This is a genomic window from Amycolatopsis alba DSM 44262, from assembly GCF_000384215.1.
GTDB classification, from domain to species: domain Bacteria; phylum Actinomycetota; class Actinomycetes; order Mycobacteriales; family Pseudonocardiaceae; genus Amycolatopsis; species Amycolatopsis alba.
Window position 1 is genome coordinate 1029317 of sequence record NZ_KB913032.1, and the last position, 25842, is coordinate 1055158.

Here is a 25842-nt window from a genome sequence, read left to right on the forward strand (position 1 = left end):
TCGGCCGCACCGCGCGTCACGTCGTGTCGTCGAGTTGCCAGATCTTGTCGAGTGGCGGAATTTGATTGTTGAGGATCTGATCAAGTTCGGCCTGTTCTCCTCGTAGGGAGTGGCTGTGCTCTCGCAGAGAGTTGTGGTCGCCCAGGGAGCCGAGTGCACGTGCGGCCGCGACGCGTACTTTTGCCTGCCTGTCTCCCAGTGCCTTGACGAGCAGCGGATGTACTGGATGAGCGAGGACGTCGTCAGCCGACCCTGCGTGACGGAGGCGGCGTACTGCGTCTGCCGCGGCTTCGCGGACCCGAGGAGAACGGTCGGTGAGCCCGCCCGCCACGGGATCGAGTGCCATCAGATCGGCCATATCGGCCAGGCCGAGCATCGCGCCGAGGCGAAGAGAGGCGAAGCGATGCTTGGCCATCCGCGTGTAGTCACCGAGCGCGTCCACACTCCGCAGACGCGAGTAGCCGAATTGACGGGCAGTGGGAGGTGGCTCTCCTAAAAAGAACTCGGTGAAAAGTGCGACCCATTTCGCCCCTCTGGCTCGCGCCAGAGTGACGGGGCGGATGAAGTCGGGAAGGAATTCTGGATCTCGGTGGGGGTTGCGTTCGACGAGGACTCTACTCGCCAACGCCGCGGTCTCGTGGTGTCTCGCCGCGGCCCGGATGACCGCGACGAGACTTATATCGAGAGTGAGACTGTCCGAGGCAACCAGGCCGCGGACGTACTCGGAGTCGACCGGATCGCGGCGGAGCTCGGCGAAGATCGCCGCCGCATCGGCGCTCAGTGGCTCGTTGCCGAATGCATCCGTCACTAACCGAACCTCATCCCGTACAGACAGCCCACACCATAGCCGAGGTATTTAATCCATTTGTTCCCTAGATTGCCCCAGGCATTGGCGAATGCGTTGGCCTTCTGAAGGCATCGCCAGGAGAATACGCGGTAGAAGAGGATCGACCTTGCTCGGGTCGCCTGGTAGCCGTTGCCCACGTATTGAAGGCCGCGGGCCATGCCGACAGCCCATCGGACCATCAGGCTTTTGCTGGTGCGTTTGACCCACGGCCAGGCGGTGCGTTGCACCCACGGGATGGCTTTGGAGTTGATCCAGTGTCCGGCTCGTTTCATGTCGTTCAGGAAGCCCCTGCCGATGCCGCCGAAGCAGCGGATCATCGATCGCGGTCCGCGCGGCACGCACTGCCCGGTCAGGTCGGTCTCGTTGACGGGGTCGCCGTAGACGTAGTCGTAGTCGTTGGCGGATCCGCCGTCGACCGGGTCGGCGGAGAGGAACCGGCCGAGCAGCGGACTGTAGGGCCGTGCGCCCATCTGGACGATGGACAGTGCGCCGGCGTGTTCGTAGCCGCGTTGGTGGCGTCCGAGCCAGCCGTAGTCCATTTGCCCTGGCTGGTTGTCGGGGACGGCGTCGGTGTTGACGCTGCCGGTGGTGTCGAGCGGCTCTCCGAAGGGAGTGTAGGTGCGTGAGTCGCCGACCTGTTTGCCCGTGTCGTCGCAGGTGGCGGCGATGTTCCCGCGAACGTCGGGCAGGTCCCAGGTCGCTGTCGGGTGTTCGGCGCCGTGGCGGACGGTGTAGAGGACACCTCCGGGCAGGCTGATGCTTTGTGTGAGCAGCCGCTTGTCGGGGCTGAGCGTCAGGTCGGCGCTGTCGCCCTCGGCCGTGTGGGACAGAAGTACGTCGGTTACGGCATCGCCCTGGGACGCGGAGCGTCTGGTGATGCGGTCGGTGGCGTCGCGCACGTAGGCGACGTCTGCGGCATCGGGGCCGACGGTGCGGGCGGTGAGGTGGCGTTCGGTGCTGTCCCAGCCGAGGTAGGTGGTGGAGGCTCCGGTGGTGAATTCGACGGTGTTTCCGTGGGAGTCGTATTTGATCCCGGTGGTGGCGTTGGCCCCGGTGGTGACGAGGAGCCGGTCCGCCGCGTCGTAGCAGTAGCCGGTTTCGGCGGTGCCTGTAGCAGTCTGGTCGAGCAGGCGGACGCGGTTGGTGTTGAGTCCGGCGTTGGTTTGCGTGCCGGCGGGGCAGGCCGCGGAGGGTGAGATGAAGTCGTAGGTGTAGTGGTGGCCGGGGACGTAGGCTTCCACGAGCCGGCCGGCGCTGTCGTACTGGTAATTCGGTCCGTCGGGCCGAGCATCGCTGCCGCTGTGTGTCTCGTCGACGACGGTGCCTGCCCGTGTCCGGGTTACTTCGGATGTGATGGTGCGGTTGTCGCTGGTTTTCCAGGTCAGCGCGCTGGTCTTTCCGGCTGGGTCTGCTCCGATTCCGGTCAGGCTGGCACCATTGGCATAGGCGACGGTCGCCGCCTCCCCTGCGCTGTCGTAGGTCGCGGTGGCCAGGGTGGCGGTGCCCAACTTGACCGTCAGGAGGCGTCCCGCGTCGTCGTAGGTGTAGGCCGTGGTCTGCGGGGCGTCGGCGGGGTTGGGTGGTGTCACCGTCTGCTGGCCGACCCTGCCTGCGAGGTCGTAGGTGGTGCTGGTGCGGGTTCCGTGGACGTCGGTGTAGGCGACGGTCCGGCCGAGCCGGTCGGTCTGGGTGGTGATGGTGCCGAGGTTGTCCGCGACCGTGGTGGTGAGCGGATCGCCGCCTGCCGCGTAGGTCGTGGTGACCGTGCGGGCGGCGGCCGCGGAGTTGTGGGGTGATGTCACAGCGATGACGCGGTCACGGGCGTCGTAGGTCGTGCAGATCCAGTCGCCGGCGACCGACTTGGCGACGACACGCCCCGAGGGGTCATAGACGTCCTCGATGACACGCGGCGTGCCGGTTGCCGGTGCCGCGGACGTGATGGATTTCGGCAGACCGCCCTGATTCACCGCAGGGCTGCCAGGGACGCAAGGGTTGGCTCGGGTCTCGGTGTCGCCGTAGTTGGTCGTCGTGGACGCGACGGCACCAGAGGGCATGCTCTTCGCGGTTTGCCGGAGATAGCCCGTCCCGTGTGTTTCGTAGCTGGTGCCCTCGGTGAGCTGGGTCGCGCCAGTTCCGGTGGTGGTGCTGGTCGCCAGGCCGAAGATGGGGTCAAGACCGTTCTGGCCGTAGTGGGTCGTGGTGACCTTGTCAGGGACACCATGGGACTCGCTGTTCGTGGTCGAGGTCGTGAGTCCGTAGCGCGGCCTGAGCTGGCTGCCGGGGACCAGTTCCTGGACACCTGTGGGGGTGGTCCAGTTCAGGTCGAGCTTGGCGTAGCCGCCGTTGTCGTAGTAATCGATCCGGATCTTCTTGACTTGTCCCGGCGAGTCGCTGCGGACTGTCGCCTCCCGCCAGGCGGGGTTGCTGATCTGCCAGTAGTCCATGACCAGCTGGTCGTCGATCCACATGCGGATGCCGTCGTCGACGTAGGCCCGCAGCCGGTAGTCACCGGCCGCGGGGAACACGATCTCGCCGGTGAGGCGGAGGGAGAAGACGTCGGTCGTGAGGCCCGGGGTTACTGCGGTGCCGTACTCCCACGAGCTCTTGAGAGCGCCCGTCGAATCACCGATCCCGGTGGCGTATGCCTTGGGCGCGCCCGTGAGCGACAGGTTGTCATAGAACGCGGCACCCAGTCCGCGCAGGTTCTCGTCATACCCGGTGCGCGTGTTGGGCACGGTGCTCGCGCATGCTGCGGTGGGCGTCTGTCCCGTAAAGCACGATGCCGGTGCCGGGCCGTACTTGTCTGTCGGGCGGTCCGCATGGTCGTAGACCGTGGCGGACACCCGTCCTGCCGGATCGGTGCTTGTCAGCTGGAGGTCGCGGGAGTTCCAGGTCTGGCTGGTGACTTTGCCGGTGGCGTCGGTGCTCGACAGCATCCGGTCGGCGTCGTCATAGGTGACCTTGCTGAAGAACCCGGCGGCCGGGGTCAGCCCGGCGACGGTGGCCTTGGTCGTTCTGGCCGCTGGGTCGTACAGGTAGCCCCGTTCCGGGCGGGCCTGGTTCGGCATCGGGGCCGGGCTGACGATCTTGGTTACTCGCGGTTTTCCGGCGACCTGTTCGTAGGTGATCTCGCTGCGGTCGTCCGCAGGCTGGTTGCCGGGGTTGGCGGCGAGCCAGTCGACGACAAGCGGCGAGCGGTGTCCCGTCAGCAGGCCGTCGGTGTTGTAGGTGTAGTCGTTGTTCTCCGAACCGGGGTCCTCGATCCGGGCCAGGCGGCCCTGGGAGTACCACAGGCGGGTTTCGGTGCCGTCCCAGTAGCTCACGCGGCACAGCATCTGCGCGGAGGCGGTCGCGTCAGCCCCGGCAGGAGGGGTGCTCCCGCTGTAGCAGTCGTTCCCGGCCCGCGCGTAGTGCAGGATCTGGGAACGCTGGGATACGGGGTCCTTGATCTCACGCAGCCGCGACGGGGTTCCGTCGTAGACGTACTGCAAGATGGCGGGCTTGCGGCCGTCGAGAACAGTGGACTGGCTCTCGAGCTTGCCGGTCGATCCGAAGACGAACACGGTGCCGGCCTCGGTCAGGGTGACCCGCCCGGCGGTGTCCAGGGCCAGGATCCCATCCTCGTTCTCGGGCGCGGTGTAGCCGCCGGTGCTCTTCTTGGTCCAGGTGTGCTTCGCACCGGTGGCGTCGGTCAGGACGATGTTCTGGTCGGTGACCTTGGCTTCGGTGTAACTGGCTCCGGCACCGGTCAGGTCGGCCGACAGCGACCAGCCGCGGGGCAGCGCCGGGAGATCGTTGGTGTACAGCCACTCGGCAGGGACGATCTGCGGAGAGACCGTCGTGTTGTCGGTCGTGCGGACGAAGAGGGTCATCCGGGCAGCGCCGGTCGCCTCGGCGTTCTCGACCTTGATGGGCACTCGCTGACCGGCGGTGAGCGTGACGTTGGTGGACTGGGTCCAGTTCACGTCACTGGGGACGCCGACGTCGTAGACCTTGGCGTTGTTGATCCAGACGACCGCGCCGTCGTCGTGCACGCCGGCGAACTGATAGGTGCCGGTCTTCGGTGCTTCGAAGAAGCCTTCCCAGCGCGTGACGAACCAATCCGCGGCCAAGGCGGGCGCGAACGGGGAGTCCGTGCGCCAGTCGACGTTGACCTGGGGTTCGGTGCGGACGAGCGTCGGCTGCTGGGCGTCACTGATCAGACCGTTGTGGGAGAGGTCCGCGAAGTAGGACGCCTTGAGCCCTCGGCTGTCGGCTTGCTGCGAGTTGTACGCGAAGGTGACTCCCGCGGTACCGGCGACGGTGGTGAACGTCGGCGATTCCTGGGACGTGCTGAGGTTGCCGTTGGCGAGGTTGACCGAGAACGGTCCCGCGGTGTCGACCGGGGAAGGGCCGTGGTCACCGATGCGCTGGTCGACCTTGAGGTGACCGATCCAGGTCGGTGTGATCGTGGTGCCGCCGCTGAAGGTCATCGCCTGCCAGGTGTAGGCGACGCCGTCCTGCAGAATCCCCGCCGGAACGGTCCAGGTCGGGGTCGGGAGGCATCCGGACTCGACCACGACCCCGGACTTGGCGTCGGCGCCGGTCGCGATCCGGAAGCAGTACTTGACCGCGTCGCCGTCCGGGTCGGTCACCGGCTTCACCGACAAGGTCGGCGTGAGCGACGTCGACACAGTGCCATCAGCCGGTGCGACGAGCGTGGTCGCCGGGGCCGGTGAGCCGGTGTCGACGGTCAGGGTGGCGTTGAGGTTCTTGTAGGTCCAGGTTCCGGCGTTCTCGGCGCCGATCAGCATGAAGAACACGGAGCCGTCACGAGCGTTGACCCGGTCGCGGATGAACCCGGTCAGCCCCTCGCCGACGAAACTGCCGACGTCGCCGACAAGCGCGCTGGTCATGTAGCCGCCGACGCCGTTGAAGTTGAACGCGGACGCGTGGTGCAGGTTCGCGTTCCAGGTCTTCAGGGAGCCGACGACGCTGGTGTTGCGGGTCAGGTCCATGCGGGCGCCGACGACGGTCTTGCCGAACAGCGGCGTGTAGTCCACGTTGAAGACGCTGCGGTTGTAGGTGTCGCCCTTGGCCTGGCTGTTACCGATCCGCAGGCCGCAGGCGTCACAGTTCGTGCCATCGGACCGGTACGAGTGGGACTCTTTGACCCCGTAGGTGAAGGTGGGGTCCACATAGACCGGGAAGATGCGTTTCGGGTCGCGCAGCCAGTTCGCGTCGACGGCGACGGTGAGCCACCAGTCGGCCCCGGCCTGCTCGAGGGAGTAGGTGCCGCCGGTCATCGCGGGCGCGGTGTCGCCGTTGCCCGCGGAGTCCCAGGTCTCGATCGGCGGCATCACGATCTTCGCCGCACCCGCCTGGTCGGCGAGGACGACGGTGCCGTTCTCCAGTTTCGGGGTCAGGCCGCCGGTGTTGAGTTTGAACTTCCACGACGACCGCCCATCGGCGGGCAGGCGCTTGAGCTTGATGGTCTCTTTGACCGCGCCCGGCGTGACCTCGTACTCCAGGTCCGTCCCCGCCGCGACCTCCGGATACGTGACGGAATCACCCTTCACCGCGGCGGTCGAGCCGGCGGCCTTGTCCATCGCGAGGCTCGCGATGTGCCCGCCGGACTCGACCTGCAGCACGGCGGCGTCGTCGGCCTTCGTCGCCAGCGACGGGCTCAGCGGATGCTGATCCGCCTCGGCCCGCTTCGTCGCGGGATCGGTCGACAGAGTGGTCTGGACCGGCCGCCAGTTCCCGGCCGCGTCCTGCACGTTCAGCGGCTCGTTCGACTGCCGCACCGACCTGGTGCCGTCAGGGTTCTCGTACTCGGTGACGAACATCGACCGCGACACCGGCTTCGACCGCTGCGCATCGAAATGACTGCCCGAACCACGATCAAGCCGGTTACTGGCACTGAAATCCGCTGATGAGGGAGCCGCAGGCGGCGCAGTTTGCGGGGTCGGAGAGGTCAGAACGGGGACGTCGCGAGGGTCGATCGGAGCACGAGCAGCTTCTGCTCTCGGCGGCGTGGATACCGCCTGTGCGCTGCTGACGACCAGTGTGGCGATCAGGGCCAGGGTCAAGCTCCTGACCCACCGGGTTCTCTCAACGGCATGACGCGATCTGAACACCAGCGGTCCCCTCCCTCGTAACGGTTTTCCCGTCACCCCGATCCCCGTCGCGGGCGCGTGAACGCCGCTCCGAGGAGACGGCCGCTTGTGCGAGGAATCTCCCCGAACCGCATTACCGACCGAATAGCCGGTTTTGCCCAGCCGAGCCGTTGATCGCCGAAACCATGCACCGTCGTTACACCACCTGTTGAGGTGAACCTCACCATTGCCAAAGTGCCCATGGATGCCGTAAAGACACAGTTCGCGATACCCGACCGCCGGATGAGCGTCCACCTAGGTGACATGCGACTGAACGGCGTGCTCGCCTCACCCCCGGCAGGAGATCCGTGAACAACTACGCCCCCGCACGCCCCACCACCCCGAACGCCCCACCGCGCGAGACCGCTTCCGGAGCGCCGCGCCTCCTGAGGACGCGGGCTGCCCTGATCTCGATGGGGCTCTTCGCGGGCGTCCCGTTCGTGCTGGCTCTGCTCACCGCCGTACGAGCACCGAAAACGCACGTCCTGCTCGACTATTGGCACGTACTGGCGAAGATCACCGACGACAACGGCGACCTGCTCCTGAGACAGATCTTCACCTACCACCTCGATCAGCCTTTCGTGCTGCCGTCACTGCTGTTCTGGGCGGACACGGCATGGTTCGGCGGCGACAATCGGATCCTGACCGTGCTCGCGGTGCTGCTGACAGCCGGGATCGTCGCGCTGTTGGGATCGATGCTCCCGAAGTCGATGCCCGCGGTGACGAAAGCCGCCCTCACTGCGGGTTTCTCGTGGCTCCTACTGACCTCGCATGCCACGGAACTGTGGCTGCAGGGCACCAACGGAATCAGCTGGGTGCCTGCCGTCTTCTTCTGCGTTCTCGCGATCGCCTGCGCACACCACGGGCGGACGTGGACGGCCTGCCTCGCAGCTGTCTTCGGCTGCCTCAGCTTCGGAGCAGCGTTGCCGATCTGGTTCGTCCTGGCTTTGATCGCCTGGTTGCGCAAGGACCCGCGCTCTCGCGTCATGGTTCCGGCCGGGGCCGGGATCGTCGTCGTCACAGCCTGGTTCCTGACCCGACCATCCAGCCCCCAGTCCCTGGCGAGTTCGGCGTTCGACCCTGACGGCCGGATGGCCGTCGCGGCCGCGGCGCTGGGCGGCCTGTGGTCAGCGGAAGTCGCCACCGTCGCGATAATCGCCGGCGGGATCACCCTCGGCGCATTGGCACTTGTCGCCGCCGGCCCCGTGCACGACCGGGTCACGCATGCCCGCCCTTCGGCTGTGAACGCCGGTTGGGTCGCTCTTGCCGCCTACGCCACCATGCTCGCGGCGATGCTGGCAATGGGGCGGACGACCGACCAAGTCCCAGGCGGCAACGTGGGACTCATCAGCCGGTACGTCGTCATCGGTGCACTCGCCACCAGCGCCCTGCTCGTATTGCTCGCCCTGAACCGTCCACAATGGTCTCAACGAAGCCTTGTGGCCATCGTCGTTGCCGTGGCGCTGACCACCCATGCCATCGGTGGCGCGAAAGCGAATCGCGTTCGCCACGACTACGCCCCATTGAACCTCGCAGCCATCGCGCTCCGCGTCGACGCTCCCGCCGTCCTCGACGCCCTGCACATCCAGCGTGCCGCTGCGCCCGCAGCCCGCGCACTCGGTGCGTACCCGTTCAACGACGCCTTCACCCTCGGCTGCGGTGGCCCCGAGCTGGGGACCCGACTGCCGGTACCGACATTGCCCCTGCTCCCCCGCGCGACGCAAACCGGCGACACCCGCGGCGAAACAAGCACTCCCTTAACCGGCGACACGCTCATCACCGGCTGGGCCGCCATCAACGGAACACGGCCCGACTGCGTCCTCCTCGTCGACCAGAACGACATCGTTATCGGAGGAGGCATCACCGGTCTCCCCAGCACCACGGCGAAAACGAAGAACCCCCCACCAGAAGGCACCACCTGGCACGCAGTCGCGCCACCCAACACAACCATCGGCTCCGTAATCGTCACACACCAAGGACGGTTCTATCGCGTCCCGCAGGCAGAGACTGAAATCGGATAGCCTCAGCATTTGCGTACCCCACGAACGCTTCGGCGACTACCCACGCCACTCCGCCGGCATGTCTGACAATGTCTTGGTCTAGATGATCGCGGCGTGGAGGACTACCGCGGGGCGAGCTCCCGGTTCTCGCCGTTCGCGCCATCCTCCACGAGTAGATGTCCAGGGTGGACAGGGGTGCTGGGGTGTCGGCACGAGTCCGCAGGCCGGAATTGACTCAGCTCATCGCCGCGATGGCCTTCCCAGCCTGTGATCGAGAAGGCCACAGGCATGATCATCTGCGGGTCCGTGGCCAGGCGCGCGTGCCGACTAGCCTAGCGATGTCATGTGCGGTAAGACGGCTGGAGTGCTGGTACAGGTCAAACTGCTGGCGCCCGTACCCGTTCTTGGGCTGCGTATGTTCGGTGAGCGCTTGCGCGTTCAAGGCGCGGATCGTCCTCAGGGTCGCCTCAAGCGGTAATCCCCCGGCGGGGGTCGTGGTGAGCGCGGCGACGGTGCCGGCGGTGAGCGCGATGGTGGCCCAGTTGACGGTCGTGAACGCCTGCAGCGGGATGTGGTCGTCGAGGACGTCGCGGTGTGCGCGAGCGCCGCCACGGTCCCTTCGAGGCCACGCTGGACCTCTCCGTCGTCGGCGTCGCGGACGCTGTGCAGGGTCACCGTGAGGCTGGACGTGGCAGGGCCCGCCTCTTCGATCGACAGCTCTCCCTGGTAGTCGTGCGGGCCCTGAGCGCCCCAGCGCAGCGAGCGGTTGTCCTCGTCGACCTTCAGCCACGCCTCGCCCTCCACGTGTTCGCCGTGGACCTCGGCTTCGACATGGACAGCGTCGCCGCCCCCAGGCTCCGCTTGGGTCATCTGCGGAAAATAGCGCGGCAGGTTTCGCGGCTCTCGCAGATAGGCGAACAAATCGTCGGCGGACATCTCGATGGTGGCAGTGTGACGGTAATCGGTCCTGACCCCCGCATACCCGGCGTCCCCAACGCGAAACCCCACGACGCGCCGGTATGTCCCGGACGAGACGGTGCCGCCGGTCAGCAGATCGTGGCCGAATCCCTTGCACGGGTCCGAATCCGTGCGCACCACGTGATCGGTGAGTCCGGACGCTCCCTGGCAGCGAGGTCACTGGACCTCGCTGCCGGGCGTGGAAGACGTCCGGCTCGCCGCGCGCCGCGGCGCCGGTCACCGTGTCGCCGGGCACCCCTCGGTTCGGTCTCGATCGAGGCCGGATCCGTCTGCTGGACCGGCTCGGTGAGAGCAAGAGTCGATCACTGCTCGACGTCGACGAGTTCGGCCAGACCGCTGACGGTGAGGACGGGCATCAGCAGCGGGCTGGTGCGGATGCGGATCCGGTCGGCATGGGTGAACAGCGCGTGGATGCCGCCGCTGTCGAGGTATTCCACGCCGCGCAGGTCGACGATGGCCGTGCCGCTCCGCGTCGCATCGGTGAGCGCGCTCTCGAAGGCGTCGACGTTGCTGAGGTCGATCTCGCCGGAGGCGGCCAAGAGGGTGACGCCGTTTTCACGGCTGTCCGCGGTGAGAGTGAGCTGAGCACCCATCAGGAAAACCTCGCCTTCAGACGGACGGTGGTTCCGGCATTTCCTTGTTCGACGGTGACTTCGTCCATGAAGGCACGCATGAGGATCAGGCCTCGCCCGCGATCGGAATCCACGTCCGGGCTGGGCGGTTTCCACGAGCCGGTGTCCCGGATGCTCAGGTTCACGCTGTCGGCCGAGGCGGTCGCTTGGAGCTGGACGAGACCGTCGGGGTCGTCGCGGTGGCCGTGCTCGACGGCGTTGGCGGTGGCCTCGCCCGCCGCGACGAGGATGTTCTGGAGCAGTTCGACGTCGAGCCCGCAGCGCTGGAGCCAGTCGCGCAACGCTCGGCGCACGAACGCCAGTTCGCCCACGTGGGCGGGAAAGCTGATGTCGAACGGGCCTGGACCGCGGTAGGTCAGCAACGCCACATCGTCCTCATATCCATTGGGCGGGGCCAGCTCGGACATGAGCAGTCCGGCCAGGCCCTCGAGGGTGGAGTCGCCGTTCGCCGCGACCAAAGCGGTGGCGAGGTCGATGCCGTCGCTGAGCGAGCGGCGACGCCGTTCGACGAGACCGTCGGTGTACAGCAGCAGCGTGGCCCGTGGAGGGATGACAACGCGTGCCTCGGGACGCGGCCTGCCCGGCCGGACACCCAGCGGGATCGATCGGCCGCCTTCGAGCAGCCGAGCGGTTCCGTCCGCGTCGACCAGTACCGGCGGCGGATGCCCGGCGGCGGCGTAGCTCAGTTCGCCGGTGTCCGGGGAGAGCACCGCGCAGAACACGGTGGTGCAGGCGGCGCCGGGCAGACGGGCGGCGAAACGGTCCAATCCGATCAAGGCCTCCGCCGGGCTGGGGTTCTCCATCAGCAAGGCACGGCAGGCGCTGCGCAGCTGCCCCATCACCGTGGCCGCGGCGAGACCGTGCCCCACGCAGTCGCCGACGGCCAGCGCTATCCGCCCGTCCTCGAGCTCCACGACGTCGTACCAGTCGCCGCCGACCTGCAACGGACTGTTCGCCGGCTGATACCGGGCGGCGAAGCCCTCGGGCAGCCGGTGCGGACCGAGGATCGCGTGCTGGAGCGCCAGCGCCACTTCCCGCTGCTGATCGATTTGATGCACCCTGGTCAGGCCTTGGCCCAGCCGTCCGGCCAGCACCGTCAGCAAAGTCTCGTCTTCGGCAGTGATCGGCCGTGATTCGGCCAGTTCGAGCCACAGGACCAATGCACCGGCGGGGTGCTGAAGCGAAATCCCCACCGTGCCGGGCTCCCCCGCCGCGAGACTCAGCGGATCGGAGTCGCGCAAAGCGGCGATGGCGTGCCGGGAACGAGCCGCCAGGTCCTCCCAGACGATCGCCTCGCCGGTGATCACCGGTGCTGCGTCGCGGGCGTGGGCGGGAAAGAAGACGGCCAGCATTCGGCGTGCCTTCCAGACCCGGCGGAGCTCGTCCATAGCGGCGAGCAGCGCTTCCTCGACCGAGTCCGCCTGGGCGAGTTGCTGGTTCAGGCCGGAGAGGGCGCTCTGGCGCTGTACCGCGTAGTGCTCCGCGGTCACATCGCGGAACGTGCCGACCGTGACGCGTCTTCCGCTGTCGGGGTCTTCGACCCGGTTGAAGCTGGCGGTGACCCACAGCCGGTGCCCGTCGCGGTGGGCGACAGGAATGGTGTAGCTGCCCCGCCGATCGCGCAGCACGGTGTCGAAAGCGTCGGCGACGAGCCGGTACGAGTCGGGATCGGCGTCCGCGTCCGGCCACCAGGGGTGGACCGGCTGGTACGGCAGGCCATCCGGGCCGTACCCGAGAATGTCAGTGAACGCGCTGTTGGTCTCGACGACCGCTCCGTGTTCGTCACACACGAAGAAGGCTTCCTGCACCGAGTCGATCAGCGCGGCACGCCACCGTGCGGAACGCGCACGCAACCGGGCGAGTTCGACGTTCGCCCGGACGCGGGCCAGCAGCTCGGCCGAGGCGAACGGCTTGACGAGATAGTCGTCGGCCCCGGCTCGCAACCCCTCGATGGAGGCTTCCTGGCCGGCCCGCGCGGAGAGCAGCAAGACGGGCACCACGGCGGTGCTCGGTTCGCCGCGCAACCTCTCGACCAGGCCGAGGCCATCGAGCCCCGGCATCATCACGTCACTGATGACGAGGTCCGGCGGTCTGGCGCGAACGGCGTCGATCGCTTCACCGCCGTCCGCGACGGCCTCGACCACGTACCCCGCCCCGGTGAGGAGCCGCGTCAGGTATTCGCGCATGTCCGCGTTGTCGTCGGCGATCACGACCCTGGCGGAAGCCGCCGGGCGCCGCGCCGGGGTATCGGCGGTTCCGGAGACCTCCGGGATATCGGCGGACCAGCGCCCTGCCTCCAGAACGTACGGTTCCGCGGCGGCGGCGGAAGGCGAACGGTCGCCGGACGCGGCCAGTGAGCCGGCGGGCAGGTGAGCGGGGCCGAAAGGGAGCCGGACGGTGAACTTCGTGCCCACCCCTTCGGTGCTGTCGGCGGCGATCGCGCCACCGTGCAGCTCTACGAGCTCCCGCACCAGCGCGAGACCGATCCCGCTTCCCTCGTGGGAGCGGGCACGGGTGTTCTCGATTCGATGGAACCGCTCGAACAGGTGCGGCATTTCCCGAGCGGGCACCCCGACCCCGGTGTCGGCCACGACGACGGTCGCCGCGGTCGCGTCCTGGGCGACGGTGACCGTGATGGCACCTTCGAAGGTGAACTTCACCGCGTTGCTCAAGAGATTGAAGACGACCTTCTCCCACAGGTCGAGGTCCAGATACACCGGCTCGTCCAGAGCCGGGCACTCGACGGTGAAGCACAGACCGGCCCGCTCGACGGCCGACTGGAACACACTGGCCAGTTCCGCGGTCACGGCCGCGAGATCCACCGGTGCGAAGCTGGCCTGCATACGTCCCGCTTCGATCCGCGAGAAGTCCAGCAGCGTGTTGACCAGCTTGCTCAGCCGCGATCCGTTGCGGTGGACGACTTCCAGATCCGCGCGCGCGGCGTCGTCCAGATCGGACGTGGCCGAGAGCAGTCCCTGCACCGGCCCCATGATCAAGGTGAGCGGTGTGCGGAACTCGTGGCTGATGTTCGAGAAGAAGACCGTTTTCGCCCTGTCCAGTTCCGCGAGTTCCTCCGCGCGCCGCTGCTGCGCCTGGTAGCTGCGGGCGCTGGTGATCCCCGCGGCGATATGCGTCGCCACCAGTTCGATGAAGCCGCGGTAGCCGTCGTCGAGATCGCGATACCGGTTCAGCCCGGCCACCAGGAACCCTTGGGGCACGCCTCCCTGCTGCCTCAGCGGAATGACCAGTGCCTGGGTGGGAGGCGCGGGCCACTCCCCGGCGGGAAGCCCGGCCGTCGTCTCTTCGTGGAGATCGATCAGCACCGCCCCGCCCTCCGACATCTGCTTCAGCGGCCACTCCGGCCAGGGCACGGTGACGTCCTCCGCGAGTCCGGTGGAAGCCACCCGCCGCACCGTGCCGTCATCCTCGAACAGGTAGGTGAGGGTGAAGGGGAGGTCACGGGTGTTCCGGCCGAGCTGGCCGACGGTGAAGGCGAGCACCTGGGCTTCGGTGGTGATCACGCTGGGGTCCGAGCCGAGGTCGCGCAGCGTCGCCATCCGGCGCTCGCCGATGATCCGATCGGTCTCCTCGCTCACCACGCACAACATGCCGACCACCCGGCCGCTGTCGTCCTGCAGCGGACTGTAGGAGAACGTGTGATAGCTCTCCTCCGGATAGCCGGAGCGCTCGACGAACAGCAGCAGCCCTTCGTCCCACGTCGCCTTGCCTGTGGACAGCACGGTTTCGATGCGCGGACCGATGTCGTCCCAGATCTCCGCCCACACCTCGTTCGCCGGGCGGCCGAGAGCCCAGGGGTACTTCCGTCCCAGTGTGTTGTGCCGATAGGCGGAGTTGCAGAAGAAGGTGAGTTCCGGCCCCCACGCCATCCACATCGAGAACCGCGACGACAGCAGGATGCCGACAGCCGTCCGCAAGCTCAGCGGCCACCTGTCGGGCGGCCCGAGCGGGGTGGCCGTCCAGTCCACCGCGGCCAGATCACGCCCCACCTCGCCATCCGCCGCGAACACATCGATCCGGCCGCTCCCGGAATACCCAGCAGGCACTCGCAACCTCCACCGCGTTCGTCTCGCGATCGCGTTATACCCGCTCGATGTCCTCGTGACGCATGGAACCAGTCCGGCCTTTCGTCTCCATCGTGCGGGTCAGCCGGAAGGCCCGTTGCCGAGGCCGGCGACGCGGAAACGGTTGCCGTCCGGTCCCAGGCGACCTCCGTGGCCCTGAGTTCCTCGATCCTGGGCCTGAGTATCTCATCAGGCCGGCTTCGCCCCGAAATGCCCGGCCGCCGGGTTTCAGCCGATCGTGAGGGGGTATCAGGAGGCACACACGAAACAGACCAGCCCCCAAGGAGGCACTTGATGAGCACGATCACCAAGTCCGTCGACGTCGAGGCGCCGGTCACCGATGTCTACAACCAGTGGACCCAGTTCACCGAGTTCCCGCGGTTCATGGAAGGCGTGGACCGGATCGAACAGCGTGACAACACCCATACACATTGGACGGTCAGCATCGCGGGGGTGATCCGCGAGTTCGACGCGACCATCACCGAGCAGCACCCCGACGAAAGGGTCGCCTGGAAGTCCGACGACGGCCCGAACCACGCCGGTGTCGTCACGGTGCACCGCCTCGACGAACACCACACCAGGGTCACCGTCCAGATGGACATCGACCCCGACGGCTTCGTGGAGAACGTCGCCGACAAACTCGGCATCCTCGACCGGCGCGTCCAAGGCGACCTCGACCGGTTCAAGGACTTCCTCGAAAACCGTGGCGGCTCCGAGACCGGTGCCTGGCGTGGTGACGTGGACCGTCCCGGCCAATCCTGACCCTTCAAGACCTCCTCGCCGATTCAGGGTCGTTGCCCACGACAGGGCGAGGCAGGACGGCCGGTCCTCACGGCCCAGGCCGTTTGCACAGATCGGGGCCGGATCACCACCAAGGATCCGGCCCCGATCCTTGCGTCGTCAAGACGCGACCCGTGACAGCCCGCAGGTCGCCGGCCGTGCTCGTCAGTGGCGGCAGGCGTGGGTTCGAGTCAACCGCAACGGTCGAGCATGCTCGTCAGCGCGGTCCGTTCCGGCACAGTGATCGACAGCCCGTACCCGGCTTTGACGACGATCCAGTCGGTCGCGTACGTACACCAGAAAGACACCAGCGGCGGCTTCCACTCATCCGGCGCTTTGTCGCCCTTTTCCTGGTTGACGTTGTCGGTCACCACCAGCAGCTGCGGCCGGGTCAGGTCGTTGGCGAACTGCTCCCGCCTGGCCTGGTCCCACGACTTCGCGCCGCTGACCCACGCATGGGCCAGCGGCACCACGTGGTCCACATCGACATCGGAGGCCTTCCGCCACGTCTCGCCGTCGTAAGGGCTGCGCCAAGACCCCGAGACCGCGTTGCACTCCGCGTCGACCTCCACGTTCCCACCGGCGCGCTTCAGCAATTCCTCGCGCACGTTGCAACTGCCGGACACCGTCTTCCAGTGCGGGAACTTGTCGCGGTCATACCCGTCCAGTACCCCGCGGACCGCGACCCGCAACGTCCCCAGCAACTTCCGCGCCTCCCCCACCGGAACCGCGGGCGCCGCGCCGGCGACTGAGTTGCCGTCCGGAGCGGCCGGTGCGGCCCGAGGCACCTCACACGCGACCACCGAAGCGGACAGCACCACAGCGATCCCTCCCCGCACGAACTTCGCCCAGACCGTCCGCCCCGCGCCGACCACACTGCTTCCTTCCCGTTGGCGAGCCCCGTCAAGCACTCACAGGGAGCAGTAAACGGGACCGGCGACTCCGGCGTAACTGGCGAACAGCGCAACTTTCCTTCGTACGACTACTTTCAGGCCGGTTCCGTGTTCGCACCGGAGTCGCCGGAGCGGGCCAGGCCACCATGAACGTTCAGACCGGCATCTTCGGAGCAGCAGCCACCACTGGGGTTCTATCCCGCATCGACGCCGAGCGGATCGGCGAAGCCGCAGTGGGCCGACAACGCCGGAAAGCGTGACCGCCAAAAGTATGTTTGATCCGATCGGTCTCGGGGCATCTCGGATCCGTTGCGGGACAATACGAATGGAGCTCTGACCAGTGACCTCTTTCCGGGTGAGACCGTCCAAGCCCATGGCGATCTTCGGTGCGGTGTTCGGAGCAGCCATCCTCTTGTTCGTCCTCTTCAGCGGGATCGGACGCAACACCGGCTTTCTCTGGCTCTGGCTGGCCGCCGGCATCGGCATCATTGGCTTCAACCTATGGGCCGCCTTCGGCAAACGGGGCGCGACCGAGGTCGTCGAAACTCACGAAAACACCGACTCCGTGACCGAGAGGCGCAACGCCTGAGCGGCCACCGACGCGGACTTACCACTGGCGACAAGGCACGCAGACTGGGACGGCCGGCGGAGCTGCGGTCTTCTCAGGTTCGCGTGGTGTCGCGGTGTGAGCCTAAAGCTGTCAGCAGTGCGGTCACCGTCAGCGCGACGCCGAGCCAGACCGCGCCGACGGTGCCGAATCCGCCCGCGAACACTCCGCCGAGCAAGGCGCCGAGAGCGATCGCGATGTTGTAGCCCATGGTGTTGAGCGACATGGCGGCCTCGAAGGTGTCCGGGGCCGCGGCGAGCATCATGTTGACCTGGCAGAGGTTGGCGGCGCCGAAGGACACCCCCCACACCACCACGGCGATCGCCAGGCCCGCCGGGCTGTCGCCGAAGAGCAGGAGCAGCGACAGCGAGGCGACCAGCCCCGCGCAGGCGGCGACAAACGTCGTGCGCGTGTTCCTGGCCACCGTGTGCCCGGCGACGAAGTTGCCGACCGCGCCACCGATCCCGAAGACGATCAGCAGCCCGGTCACCCAGGCCGCCGACGCCCCGGTGCGCTGCTCGATGAAGGGGCGGATGAACGTGTACGCGCCGAAGTGCCCGAGCACGTACAGCGCGACGGTGCTCATCACGGCCCGCAGCCGCCTGTTCCTCATCGGCAGTGCGAACACCTCCCGCACCGGGATGGCGCTCTGCGACGGCAGCGAGGGCAGCGTGAGCACGACGGCGAGGAGCACCGCGAGGCTCAGGCCGCTCCAGATGAGGAACGTGGTGCGCCAGTCGGTGAGGCTCTCGAGGAACGTGCCCAGTGGCATGCCCACGACGGTGGCGATCGACATCCCGGACAGTACGACCGCGGCGGCCTTGCCCACCTTCTCGCCGGGGACGAGGCGCATCGCCATGGCGACGCCGATCGCCCAGAACACACCGTGTGCGAAACCGGTGACGAGCCGGGCGGCCAGGACGATCGGGAAGTTAGGCGATACGGCCGTGACGAGGTTGCCGGCCGCCATGATCGCCAGCAGGGTGGCGAGGAGAACGCGGCGGTTCACCGTGCGGCTCCACGCGACCAGGAACGGCACCCCGACGCCCGCGGAGATGCCGTACAGCGTCACCATCATGCCCGCGACGCCGACGGAGATGGACAGGCCCGCGCTGACCGGGGTGAGCAGTCCGACGGGCATCAACTCGGTGGTGACGAAGACGAACAGGCTCGCGGTGATGGCCGCGACGCCCAGCCACGCCCGCAGCTGTGAGCGTGGTCCAGTACCGACAGTGGTCATATGTGTCCCTCTGAATGTTCCCGCACGAGCGGGAAAGGAATGTGCGGTCAGGAGAAACCGCGATCGCGATTCCGGCCGCCGGCAAGACTGCGAACGTGGAACGAGGGGATGCCCGCCCCGCCATCCGGCCGAGCAGCGATCCGTTCCCCTCCGGAGTCCCGTTCCGGCCTTGCCACGACTCGAGTCTCACGGCACATCGTCGATGAGTCCAACGCAATGCCGGAACCACAGCGATGCCGAGACATCATTGATCTATGGAACTCCAGCAGATGCGTTACGTCCTGGCCGTCGCCGAGACGAACAGCTTCACCCGTGCCGCGCACCAGTGCCTGGTCGTCCAGTCAGCACTGAGCCGCCAGATCGCCGCCCTGGAACGGGAACTGGGCGCGCGGCTGTTCGACCGCACCAGCCGTCACGTACGCATCACCCCCGCCGGGCAGGCATTCGTGGCCGCCGCCCGCGAGAGCCTCAACGCCGCCGAGCGAGCGGCCGCCGACGTCGCGGCGGCGACCGGCGAGGTACGCGGCAAACTCGCCCTCGGCCTCATCCCCACCGTGGCCGCCGTCGACATCCCGGACGCGCTGAGCCGGTTCCGTGCCGTATATCCCCAGGTCCGGCTGGATATCCGGGTCAGCGGCAGTGACGACCTCGCCGAGCAGGTCAGGCAAGGCAAGATCGAGGTCGCCTTCCTCGGACTCCCCACCAGCGCGCGGCCGGCAGGTGTCAACGGCCGTGAACTCGCCCAGGACCGGCTGGTCGCCGTCGTCGCCCCCGATCACCCACTGGCGGGCGAACCGTCCGTCGATCTCGCCCGTCTCTCCACCGAGACCTTCATCGATCTGCCGCCGCACTCGGCCGCACGGGCGCAGTCGGACGAGGCGTTCGCCGCCGCGGGTCTCAACCGTCAGGTCGCGTTCGAAGTCACCACCGCGGACTTCATGATGGCCCGGCTCGTGCGGAAGGGGCTGGCGATCGCGCTCCTGCCCTCGGCCTACGTCCCCCACCTGACCGGTCTCGCCACCGTCGAGATCACCGACGCACCCGTGCGTGTGGAGTACCTCGTCTGGAGCGGCGTCGGACGCACCCCGGCCGCGAACGCCTTCCTCGACCTGCTCGGCCTACCGGACCGCTGACCGGCCGCCGCGTATCCCCGGCGTTCGCGGGTCAGTTCCCGCCGAGAAGGTCAGTGTGGTTCTCGGCGAGGGTTTCGGCGAGGCGGACGAGTTTGACGTTGAGGTCCTGGGAAGTACGACGCAGCAGATCGAACGCCTCTCCGGCCGGTATGCCGCGGCGGGCCATCAGGATGCCCTTGGCCTGCCCGATCACGTCACGGGAATCCACCGCTCGTTTCAGCTGCTCGGCCTCCAGCTGGGCACGGGTCACGGACTCGACGTTGGCCAAGGCCAGGGACGCGTGGGTGGCCAGCAGCAGCGCGGCGGTCTGATCGGTGGTGTCCAGACCGTGCGGACGGCGGGAGTAGATGTTGATCGCCCCGGAGAGCCGTGGTGGCCGTGCGTCCGGCACGAGGGCGGTCGACAGCAGCGCTCCCGCGCCACGTTCGGCCGCGGCCGGACCGAACCGGGGCCACGTCGTGGAGGTGGCGAGGTCGTCGCTGACTGCGGACGCCGGCCCGTCCTCGCGGGCTGCATCGACGCAGGGTCCTTCGCCGTACTCGTATTGCAGCTGGTCGAACTCGTCCGCGGACTTGTCGGTCCGCACCGGGGTGTGGAAGCGGCCGTCGGGTGAGCGGAGGGTGATCGAGACGATGTCGGCGCCGGGCACGAGGTGCACCGCCGCGTGCACAATCTGGTCGAGCACCTCCGCCGTGGTGGAAGCATCCAGCAGGGAATAGGTCAGTGTGGCGAACTGCTGGGCCAGCGGCCCGAGTGGCGCCCCGTGATCACGCGATACCAGATCCGCGACGAAACGGGCCTTGTCCCGTTCCCAAGCCTCTGTTTCCGACGACATACGGGCACCGTACCCGCCCTGCGTGACACGGACGATGAGGTGATCCCGGATGTCAGGTGGCAGCCGGGCACGCCGGGCGTCGTCACACCACCACGTCGAGATCTGCCACCTTGGGCATCGTCTCGGCGACATCGGCACAGGGTTCGAAGTTACGCAATCACAGTCACCTGTCGAGTGAATTCCCGGCCGCGACGACAAGAATCCAGCCACCGGCGAGCCAAGGAAGAATTACCCCATGGAGGGGCACAGCATGCCCGCTGGCAGGTGCTCGGTTCGCCTCATTCTCAGTGGCCCGCCCAAGGCCACACTCCGACCGGCTCCACACAGTCCGAACGACCTCACGATGTAGCGTTCCCCGCCGAAGGGGTGAACGATGGTCGACGCCACGAACCGGCCACCGCATCCGAACACCGGCGACACGGGTGCGAGGTTCATCAATCCCTCGATGCGCGGCGGGTGTTCACGGAGGCGGCCAGCACGAGCCACAGCACGCCCGCGAGGGTAAGCGCGATGCCCACCGTGGTCCACCACGACCACCAAGTGAAGAAGGCGGTCACCGGCCCGACGGCCAGCAGGACTCCCCCGCCGGTAGCCGCGGCCTCAGGCAGTCCACGGTGCGTACCGGAGGTCTGTTCTTCCGCGAGGTCCATCAGTTCACCCGTCCATTCACCGAGGCCACGACGAGCGTGGCACAGCGGGTGACCGGCAGCCCACGCTCCCGTGCCATCGACTGCAGGGTGGTCCGCGCGGCCTGGCTAGGAATTCCCTGCGCGACAAGGACCTTCAAGGCCGAAGCGATGACATCGGAGGGAGACGGGGAATCGACTCTCGGGGTCATCAAGGTCTCTCCTTTTCCGGTGACAAGCGAGCGAAACGCGTTCTGATACCCCCTCCGCACCTCCGCTACACGTGGTTTCGTGCTCAGGTTTCGCGTCGCCGCCGGCTCTCCATCGCCTCCTGTCTCACCTGCCCCGCGTGATCGCCGACTTCGCCGAGCCGCTCGGCGAAGTCGGCGTGCTTCCCGGTCAAGTGCGTGCGAAAGTCGGCCAGGGGAGCCAGAAGCGTGGTCGCGTCGTTCTCGCCGAGCGCCGTGCTGAGCTTGTCGGCACTTTCCCTGCCCTCGGCGGTCAAGCCGTTCAATCCCCCGGCCTGACCGGCGAGCTGACGCAGGATCGCCGAGTTCCGCCGCGCCCACTCAGCGACCGCCCGATCGCCGGCGCGACGGTCGCGTTCGGCGCCGACGCGCGCCTCTCCCGTGTCCTCACCGGTCGCCGAGGGCCGCAACCGCAGGAACCTCCGTTCCGCCGCCTGGCGGCTCGCCACTCCCAGAGCAGGGGCGAGGGCGGTCCAGCTGGCGCCTCCGGAACGGGCGGCCGCGATCAGCTCCGGCTCCCAGGCGGACATTTCCTCTCGAGCCGCGCGCAACGTCGCCAGCGCGACCAGGAGCACCTCCGGGTCCGCGGCGCCGGACCGGGCGGCCACCACGACGTCGTGCACCGCGCGCACCCGATGCGCGAGATCGGTCTCCATGTTTGTCATCCTCTCGACGACTCGGTGGTTGTCATCGTTTCGATGACATGCTAGAACAGTAGTGCGTGTTGACGCCAGACAGCGAACCCAGGAGGTGGAACCCGATGTTGATGCGCACCGACCCGTTCCGTGAGCTGGACCGCTTCACCCAGCAGGTGTTCGGCGCCACGAACTCCGGAACCTGGTCGAAACCGGCCACGATGCCGATGGACGCCTACCGCGACGGCGACGAGTTCGTCGTCTGCTTCGACCTTCCCGGCGTCGCCCCCGACGCGATCGAGCTGGACATCGAACGCAACGTCCTGACGGTCAAGGCGGAACGGCGGCCGAACGTCGGCGGCGACGTGCAGATGCAGGTCTCCGAACGCCCGCTCGGCGTCTTCTCTCGCCAGCTCTTCCTCGGCGAAGCCCTCGACACCGACCGCATCGCGGCCGGTTACGAAGCAGGTGTGCTGACCCTGCGGATCCCGGTCGCCGAGAAAGCCAAGCCGCGGCGCATCACGATCAGCGGCTCCGAGTCCGACCGGAAGAAGATCCAGGCCTGACGTCCGTCCGTGGCGGGACCGGGACGACCATCGGTCCCGCCACGGACGGACCACGCGAAACGAGGATCCTCAGTGACAGCCACTCTCGCCATGCCGAGCCGTCGTCCTCACCCCCCACTTGACGCCGTATGGGAGTACCTCGCGGAGGTCACCGGCACACTGGGCGTCGGGCTGGAGTCGTGCACCGTCGACCAGGACAGCCCCGTGTCCGCCTATGTCGCCCTCGACGGGGAATTCCGCGCGCACCCCGGCCGGGACACCGCGTTGCTGTGGAACGAGATCCATGGCTGGGCAGCCGCGATCGAAACCCATTCCGGCGAAGACCTCATCGTCGTCCGATACCTCGGCGGAAACACCATCGCGCCACCCGCCGTCCAAGTGGCGCATTTCGTCAAAGCCTTGCGCGAGAACGCCGATCCCCCCGGCCGGCGCACACCACCCCTGCTGCGCCCGCCGGATCTCGCCGCCCTCCTCGAAGGACGACCATCAGCGAAAGCGCGCCGGCCGACCCGATGAGCAGCGTCGGCCTCCCGGCTTCCGAGTCGGCGTTGCCGAGCACTGCCGCATTGTTCCGCCGGCCGCGTGTACCTGAAGCCCGCCGATCCCGGTGAGCAGTGCGAGCGTCGCGAAGTCCGCGGTAGTGCCCTGCCTGGGGTGGCGCGGGACCAAGTCCAGCGGACGCGCATTGTTGCCAGGGAAAAGATGTTGAGTCACCTGGGCCGAAGCGGTCAGCCACTGATGGCGGCGAGCGCGAGAATCAGTCGTTCGCCCTCTTCGCCGCACGCGTGGCCGGTTCCCTGTGGTGCGTGCACACCCTGGGAACCGGCCACCGACGGCCAGGCGCGTGAGCCGGATGAAGGTCTCTCCACGATCTCGCGATCTCAACCCAGGCCAGAAAAACACTCGATCAGGCTGCCCGTGGGCCACTGTCGCATCGCTTGGCGCGCATGGCGTCGAGCACACGACACGGCAGGAGAAGGGGACACAGGCTCAACGTCCGGCCGGGAGCCACCGGACAAATCACGGGACCGCTGTCTGACTCCTCACCGCCCGGAGTGGTCGATCACGTTCCCGTTCGAACAGTTGTTGGCGTGGTCTCCGACCCAGTCCCCCAATACCGGCACGACCGCGACCTCTTGCAGGCACACGGCCGCCGCGGTGAAGTTCCAGTTGTTGGCGGCGTTGACCCCGCCGCCGAAGACGTTGTCGACGGCTTCGAGCGCGTTCTCCACAGGCCCTTCGGCCATTGCAGGTCCCGCGGCGCACACAGAGACACCGAGAGCCATGAACAGAGGCGTGACGAACTTCATGGTTCTACGCATGAATTCCTTTCGCGAACTGGTCGATTGTCCTCAAGGTATCGGCGAAGCGGGCATGAACTTGAGTACTCGATTCCCCTACCGCCTGATCGTGTCGCGCGCGCATCCTCGTTCGATTCGCCCGAACCATCCGCGCGGCTTGGCACATGGCCACAGGACCAACGCCCTGCGCTGTCGCCGCCGCGAAAAAAGCCACTCTCTTTTAGCGGACCCCCAGGCCTCGGTGAGCAGACCCGTCACCCGACCGGAGCCAGCCCCGGCACAGCATGGGGAAGATGCCGACCCAAAGCAACGTGCGCCTATCCGGCGCACGTCCATCCGGCTGACCGTCTCACCGCTTTCGCGTGAAAACCCGACTTCGAGGTTCGCGACCACACCCACCAGGGAAATATCAGCGAACAGGCGCTTCACGGGAGAGTGGTGAATATGAATGACTTTCGGAACGAATCCGAGCGTCACGAGGAGCGAGCCGTCGAGGCAGTCAACAAGAACCTCAACGCGGTCGCCCAGGTGCACGCGACCCTCGCGGTCTCCGAGGCCATCAACCGAATCGCCGACGCAGCCGACGCCGATGGCAAACCGCCTCAGCCGAAAACAGGTGACTGACAAGCAGGAGTTCGCAGCCGCGTGCCCCTGACGACGCGGCTCGTCGACGACACGAAGGACGAATCCGGTCCGGCGGGAAACTACGCGCAGGGTTTCCCGCCCACCAGACAATGGCCGGGCGTCGTGGCCGAGTCCTTCGCCGACCGAGTCTTCGATTCGGAACGGCGATCCTGAAACAGGGCACAGCAAGGCGATCCCGACGACCTGCCTTTGATCGACTTTCACAGCCGCGAAGAAGGCCTGGGGCACCATGGTGGCGGAGCGCGCGGTCAGTGCGCTGGCCGGATACGTTGCCCTCTGCGAACGTAAGGGTGTCGAGCAGTGGAAGCCACTGGTAAAGATGATCAAGAAGTGGAACGACATGCACGACCATCCGGTCGAGCCGTCATTCCTCATCGAGGTCATCGCCCTCAACTTGATCGGCGGCCCGTGGACGGCGACCATCGACGCGAACTACGCGAGTTCTTCGCTGGCGCCGCAGACCGGATCGCCGAGGGGTGGGCGCCCGGCGAAGCTCGGTCCCAACGTGCCCGGCTCACTGGACACCGATCCATTCAAGATGGCCCGCACGCGGGCCGCGCCGCGCGACGCGGAAGCCGCGTGCACCACCGCGATCAACCTGGAACGTCAGGGGCGGACCGGTGACACGCTCAAGGAATGGCGAGACCTCTTCGGCCCGCTGTTCCCGCTGTCGTGACTACGCCGCGTTCCCGTCCAGTGCCGCCGGACCGTTCAGCCGACATCATCAGACGCCAGGACGAACCCGAGCATCTCCAACGGCTGCTCGCCTACAGCCACCCTTACCGGGTCGGATCCAGGTGGCGACGCGTCAGGATCGTAGGCGTCCTGACGCTCGCCACGTCGGCCCTGCGCTGTCGCTGCTGTTCCCGTAGTCCCTTATCGCCGCGGGTTGAGTTCCTCGGGGCCGCCACCCGCGGCGATGTCAGACGCCATGTCTCGCATCTTCAGGCTTCTCCGGCGCGCGTGGGCGCGCAACCGGCTGAACGCCTCACCCACCGAGACACCGAAACGCTCGGACAGCACCCCTTTCTCTTGCTCGATCACGACGCGGCTGTGCAGCGCGCCGTGAAGCTGCTCCACGGTCTGGCGGAGATCGCGCATCGAGTGGCGCTGCGTGACGCACGCGGTGGCCGCGTCGGCGAGGGCCCGAGCCACCCTCATCTCCAGGCTCGACAACACCGGCTCCCTGGTGTTCATGAGCATCAGAACACCCGCCTTCGCGTTTTGCGTGCGCACGGGAATCGCGGTGATGGCGGTAATACCGGCCGAACCGGCATACCGATCGAACCGCGGCCACCGCGGATCGCTGGCGCCAAACCTGACCGGCCCCAAGGATTCCTGGCTGTACACGCTGTCCCAGCACGGGCCTTCGGCCATCCTCAGCTGCATGTTCAGCAGATCTCGGCACAGCCTGGTCGACGCGACCGTGCGACCGGCCCTGCCCTGCCCGTCCAGCTGGGTGACGCCGGCGGCCTGGACAGTCAGAAGATCGTGAACGTGGAACGCGAGAGCACCGAGCAGATCCGGAGCATCCGGTTCCCCCGCACGATGGGAGAGATCGAGTACCGCATCAGCGATGCGCGCCTCGCGTTCCGTGGCCACCGCTACCTCCCCAGCGCTCTGGTCAGTCATCCACAGCCCCCTGCGGGCACGGGAA

At 67.4% G+C, this 25842-nt stretch carries 22 protein-coding genes; 9 read left to right on the forward strand and 13 right to left on the reverse strand.

Translation table 11 applies throughout. From position 1 onward, the window contains the following. Positions 1-16: 16 nt before the first annotated feature. Positions 17-808, reverse strand: coding sequence for a HEAT repeat domain-containing protein (locus AMYAL_RS50135; RefSeq protein WP_209447228.1), 792 nt, complete (start codon positions 806-808; stop codon positions 17-19). Next, the gene (locus AMYAL_RS0104620) at positions 808-6675 is read right to left on the reverse strand and encodes a PA14 domain-containing protein (protein WP_020630140.1); all 5868 of its coding nucleotides are present in this window, start codon (positions 6673-6675) and stop codon (positions 808-810) included. Before AMYAL_RS0104620 ends, AMYAL_RS50135 begins: the two co-directional genes overlap by 1 nt. A gap of 617 nt (positions 6676-7292) precedes the next feature. Between AMYAL_RS0104620 and AMYAL_RS0104625 the strand changes: the two genes are divergently transcribed. Next, positions 7293-9005 (forward strand): hypothetical protein, encoded by a 1713-nt coding sequence (locus AMYAL_RS0104625; protein WP_026466747.1) that lies wholly within the window; start codon positions 7293-7295, stop codon positions 9003-9005. A 435-nt stretch (positions 9006-9440) separates the two neighbouring features. On the opposite strand, the gene AMYAL_RS45670 is transcribed toward AMYAL_RS0104625, so the two are convergent. From AMYAL_RS45670 to AMYAL_RS0104640, 3 genes are all read right to left on the reverse strand, one after another. Beyond that, a complete protein-coding gene (locus AMYAL_RS45670; RefSeq protein ID WP_280632823.1) occupies positions 9441-9992 on the reverse strand; it encodes an SRPBCC family protein in 552 nt (183 codons plus the stop codon). Positions 9993-10264: 272 nt separating this feature from the next. Beyond that, entirely contained in the window at positions 10265-10555 is a 291-nt protein-coding gene (locus AMYAL_RS0104635) for an STAS domain-containing protein (protein WP_020630143.1), read from the reverse strand. Beyond that, positions 10555-14658, reverse strand: coding sequence for a SpoIIE family protein phosphatase (locus AMYAL_RS0104640; RefSeq protein WP_026466748.1), 4104 nt, complete (start codon positions 14656-14658; stop codon positions 10555-10557). Before AMYAL_RS0104640 ends, AMYAL_RS0104635 begins: the two co-directional genes overlap by 1 nt. Positions 14659-14970: 312 nt before the next feature. Here AMYAL_RS0104640 and AMYAL_RS0104645 point away from each other — a divergent pair, with 312 nt between their 5' ends. Further along, positions 14971-15438, forward strand: coding sequence for an SRPBCC family protein (locus AMYAL_RS0104645; protein WP_020630145.1), 468 nt, complete (start codon positions 14971-14973; stop codon positions 15436-15438). Positions 15439-15647: 209 nt separating this feature from the next. On the opposite strand, the gene AMYAL_RS0104650 is transcribed toward AMYAL_RS0104645, so the two are convergent. Beyond that, positions 15648-16331 (reverse strand): HNH endonuclease family protein, encoded by a 684-nt coding sequence (locus AMYAL_RS0104650; RefSeq protein ID WP_020630146.1) that lies wholly within the window; start codon positions 16329-16331, stop codon positions 15648-15650. A 391-nt stretch (positions 16332-16722) separates the two neighbouring features. Here AMYAL_RS0104650 and AMYAL_RS0104655 point away from each other — a divergent pair, with 391 nt between their 5' ends. Next, entirely contained in the window at positions 16723-16938 is a 216-nt protein-coding gene (locus AMYAL_RS0104655) for a hypothetical protein (protein WP_020630147.1), read from the forward strand. Positions 16939-17011: 73 nt separating this feature from the next. On the opposite strand, the gene AMYAL_RS0104660 is transcribed toward AMYAL_RS0104655, so the two are convergent. Beyond that, positions 17012-18196, reverse strand: a complete 1185-nt coding sequence (locus AMYAL_RS0104660) for an MFS transporter (RefSeq protein ID WP_020630148.1) — start codon at positions 18194-18196, stop codon at positions 17012-17014. A gap of 254 nt (positions 18197-18450) precedes the next feature. Between AMYAL_RS0104660 and AMYAL_RS0104665 the strand changes: the two genes are divergently transcribed. Beyond that, positions 18451-19329: a LysR family transcriptional regulator gene (locus AMYAL_RS0104665; protein WP_020630149.1), complete on the forward strand. Its 879-nt coding sequence runs from the start codon at positions 18451-18453 to the stop codon at positions 19327-19329. A gap of 31 nt (positions 19330-19360) precedes the next feature. On the opposite strand, the gene AMYAL_RS0104670 is transcribed toward AMYAL_RS0104665, so the two are convergent. The 4 genes from AMYAL_RS0104670 to AMYAL_RS0104685 all read right to left on the reverse strand — a co-directional run bounded on the left by AMYAL_RS0104670 (position 19361) and on the right by AMYAL_RS0104685 (position 21694). Further along, positions 19361-20164: a GAF and ANTAR domain-containing protein gene (locus AMYAL_RS0104670; RefSeq protein WP_020630150.1), complete on the reverse strand. Its 804-nt coding sequence runs from the start codon at positions 20162-20164 to the stop codon at positions 19361-19363. A gap of 434 nt (positions 20165-20598) precedes the next feature. Continuing rightward, positions 20599-20814: a hypothetical protein gene (locus tag AMYAL_RS0104675; protein WP_020630151.1), complete on the reverse strand. Its 216-nt coding sequence runs from the start codon at positions 20812-20814 to the stop codon at positions 20599-20601. Next, positions 20814-21002 carry a hypothetical protein gene (locus AMYAL_RS48310; protein ID WP_020630152.1) on the reverse strand — a complete coding sequence of 63 codons (189 nt, stop codon included), beginning with the start codon at positions 21000-21002 and terminating at the stop codon, positions 20814-20816. The genes AMYAL_RS0104675 and AMYAL_RS48310 overlap by 1 nt, the downstream gene beginning before the upstream one ends. Positions 21003-21085: 83 nt before the next feature. Continuing rightward, a complete protein-coding gene (locus tag AMYAL_RS0104685; RefSeq protein ID WP_020630153.1) occupies positions 21086-21694 on the reverse strand; it encodes a hypothetical protein in 609 nt (202 codons plus the stop codon). A 104-nt stretch (positions 21695-21798) separates the two neighbouring features. Here AMYAL_RS0104685 and AMYAL_RS0104690 point away from each other — a divergent pair, with 104 nt between their 5' ends. Further along, positions 21799-22239, forward strand: a complete 441-nt coding sequence (locus AMYAL_RS0104690; RefSeq protein WP_020630154.1) for an Hsp20/alpha crystallin family protein — start codon at positions 21799-21801, stop codon at positions 22237-22239. 90 nt (positions 22240-22329) lie between these two features. Further along, positions 22330-22755 (forward strand): DUF6292 family protein, encoded by a 426-nt coding sequence (locus AMYAL_RS0104695; RefSeq protein WP_020630155.1) that lies wholly within the window; start codon positions 22330-22332, stop codon positions 22753-22755. A 527-nt stretch (positions 22756-23282) separates the two neighbouring features. On the opposite strand, the gene AMYAL_RS0104700 is transcribed toward AMYAL_RS0104695, so the two are convergent. After that, complete coding sequence (locus AMYAL_RS0104700; RefSeq protein ID WP_051137508.1) at positions 23283-23486, reverse strand: hypothetical protein; 204 nt, start codon at positions 23484-23486, stop codon at positions 23283-23285. A gap of 498 nt (positions 23487-23984) precedes the next feature. On the opposite strand from AMYAL_RS0104700, the gene AMYAL_RS0104705 reads away from it, so the two are divergent. The 3 genes from AMYAL_RS0104705 to AMYAL_RS45675 all read left to right on the forward strand — a co-directional run bounded on the left by AMYAL_RS0104705 (position 23985) and on the right by AMYAL_RS45675 (position 24861). Further along, positions 23985-24164 carry a hypothetical protein gene (locus tag AMYAL_RS0104705; protein WP_020630157.1) on the forward strand — a complete coding sequence of 60 codons (180 nt, stop codon included), beginning with the start codon at positions 23985-23987 and terminating at the stop codon, positions 24162-24164. Between the two features lie 21 nt (positions 24165-24185). Further along, entirely contained in the window at positions 24186-24338 is a 153-nt protein-coding gene (locus AMYAL_RS49185) for a hypothetical protein (protein ID WP_020630158.1), read from the forward strand. Positions 24339-24414: 76 nt separating this feature from the next. After that, on the forward strand, positions 24415-24861 hold the full coding sequence (locus tag AMYAL_RS45675; RefSeq protein ID WP_051137509.1) for a hypothetical protein: 447 nt from the start codon (positions 24415-24417) through the stop codon (positions 24859-24861). A 200-nt stretch (positions 24862-25061) separates the two neighbouring features. On the opposite strand, the gene AMYAL_RS0104720 is transcribed toward AMYAL_RS45675, so the two are convergent. Then, a complete protein-coding gene (locus AMYAL_RS0104720; RefSeq protein ID WP_026466751.1) occupies positions 25062-25787 on the reverse strand; it encodes an ANTAR domain-containing protein in 726 nt (241 codons plus the stop codon). Positions 25788-25842: the final 55 nt, after the last annotated feature.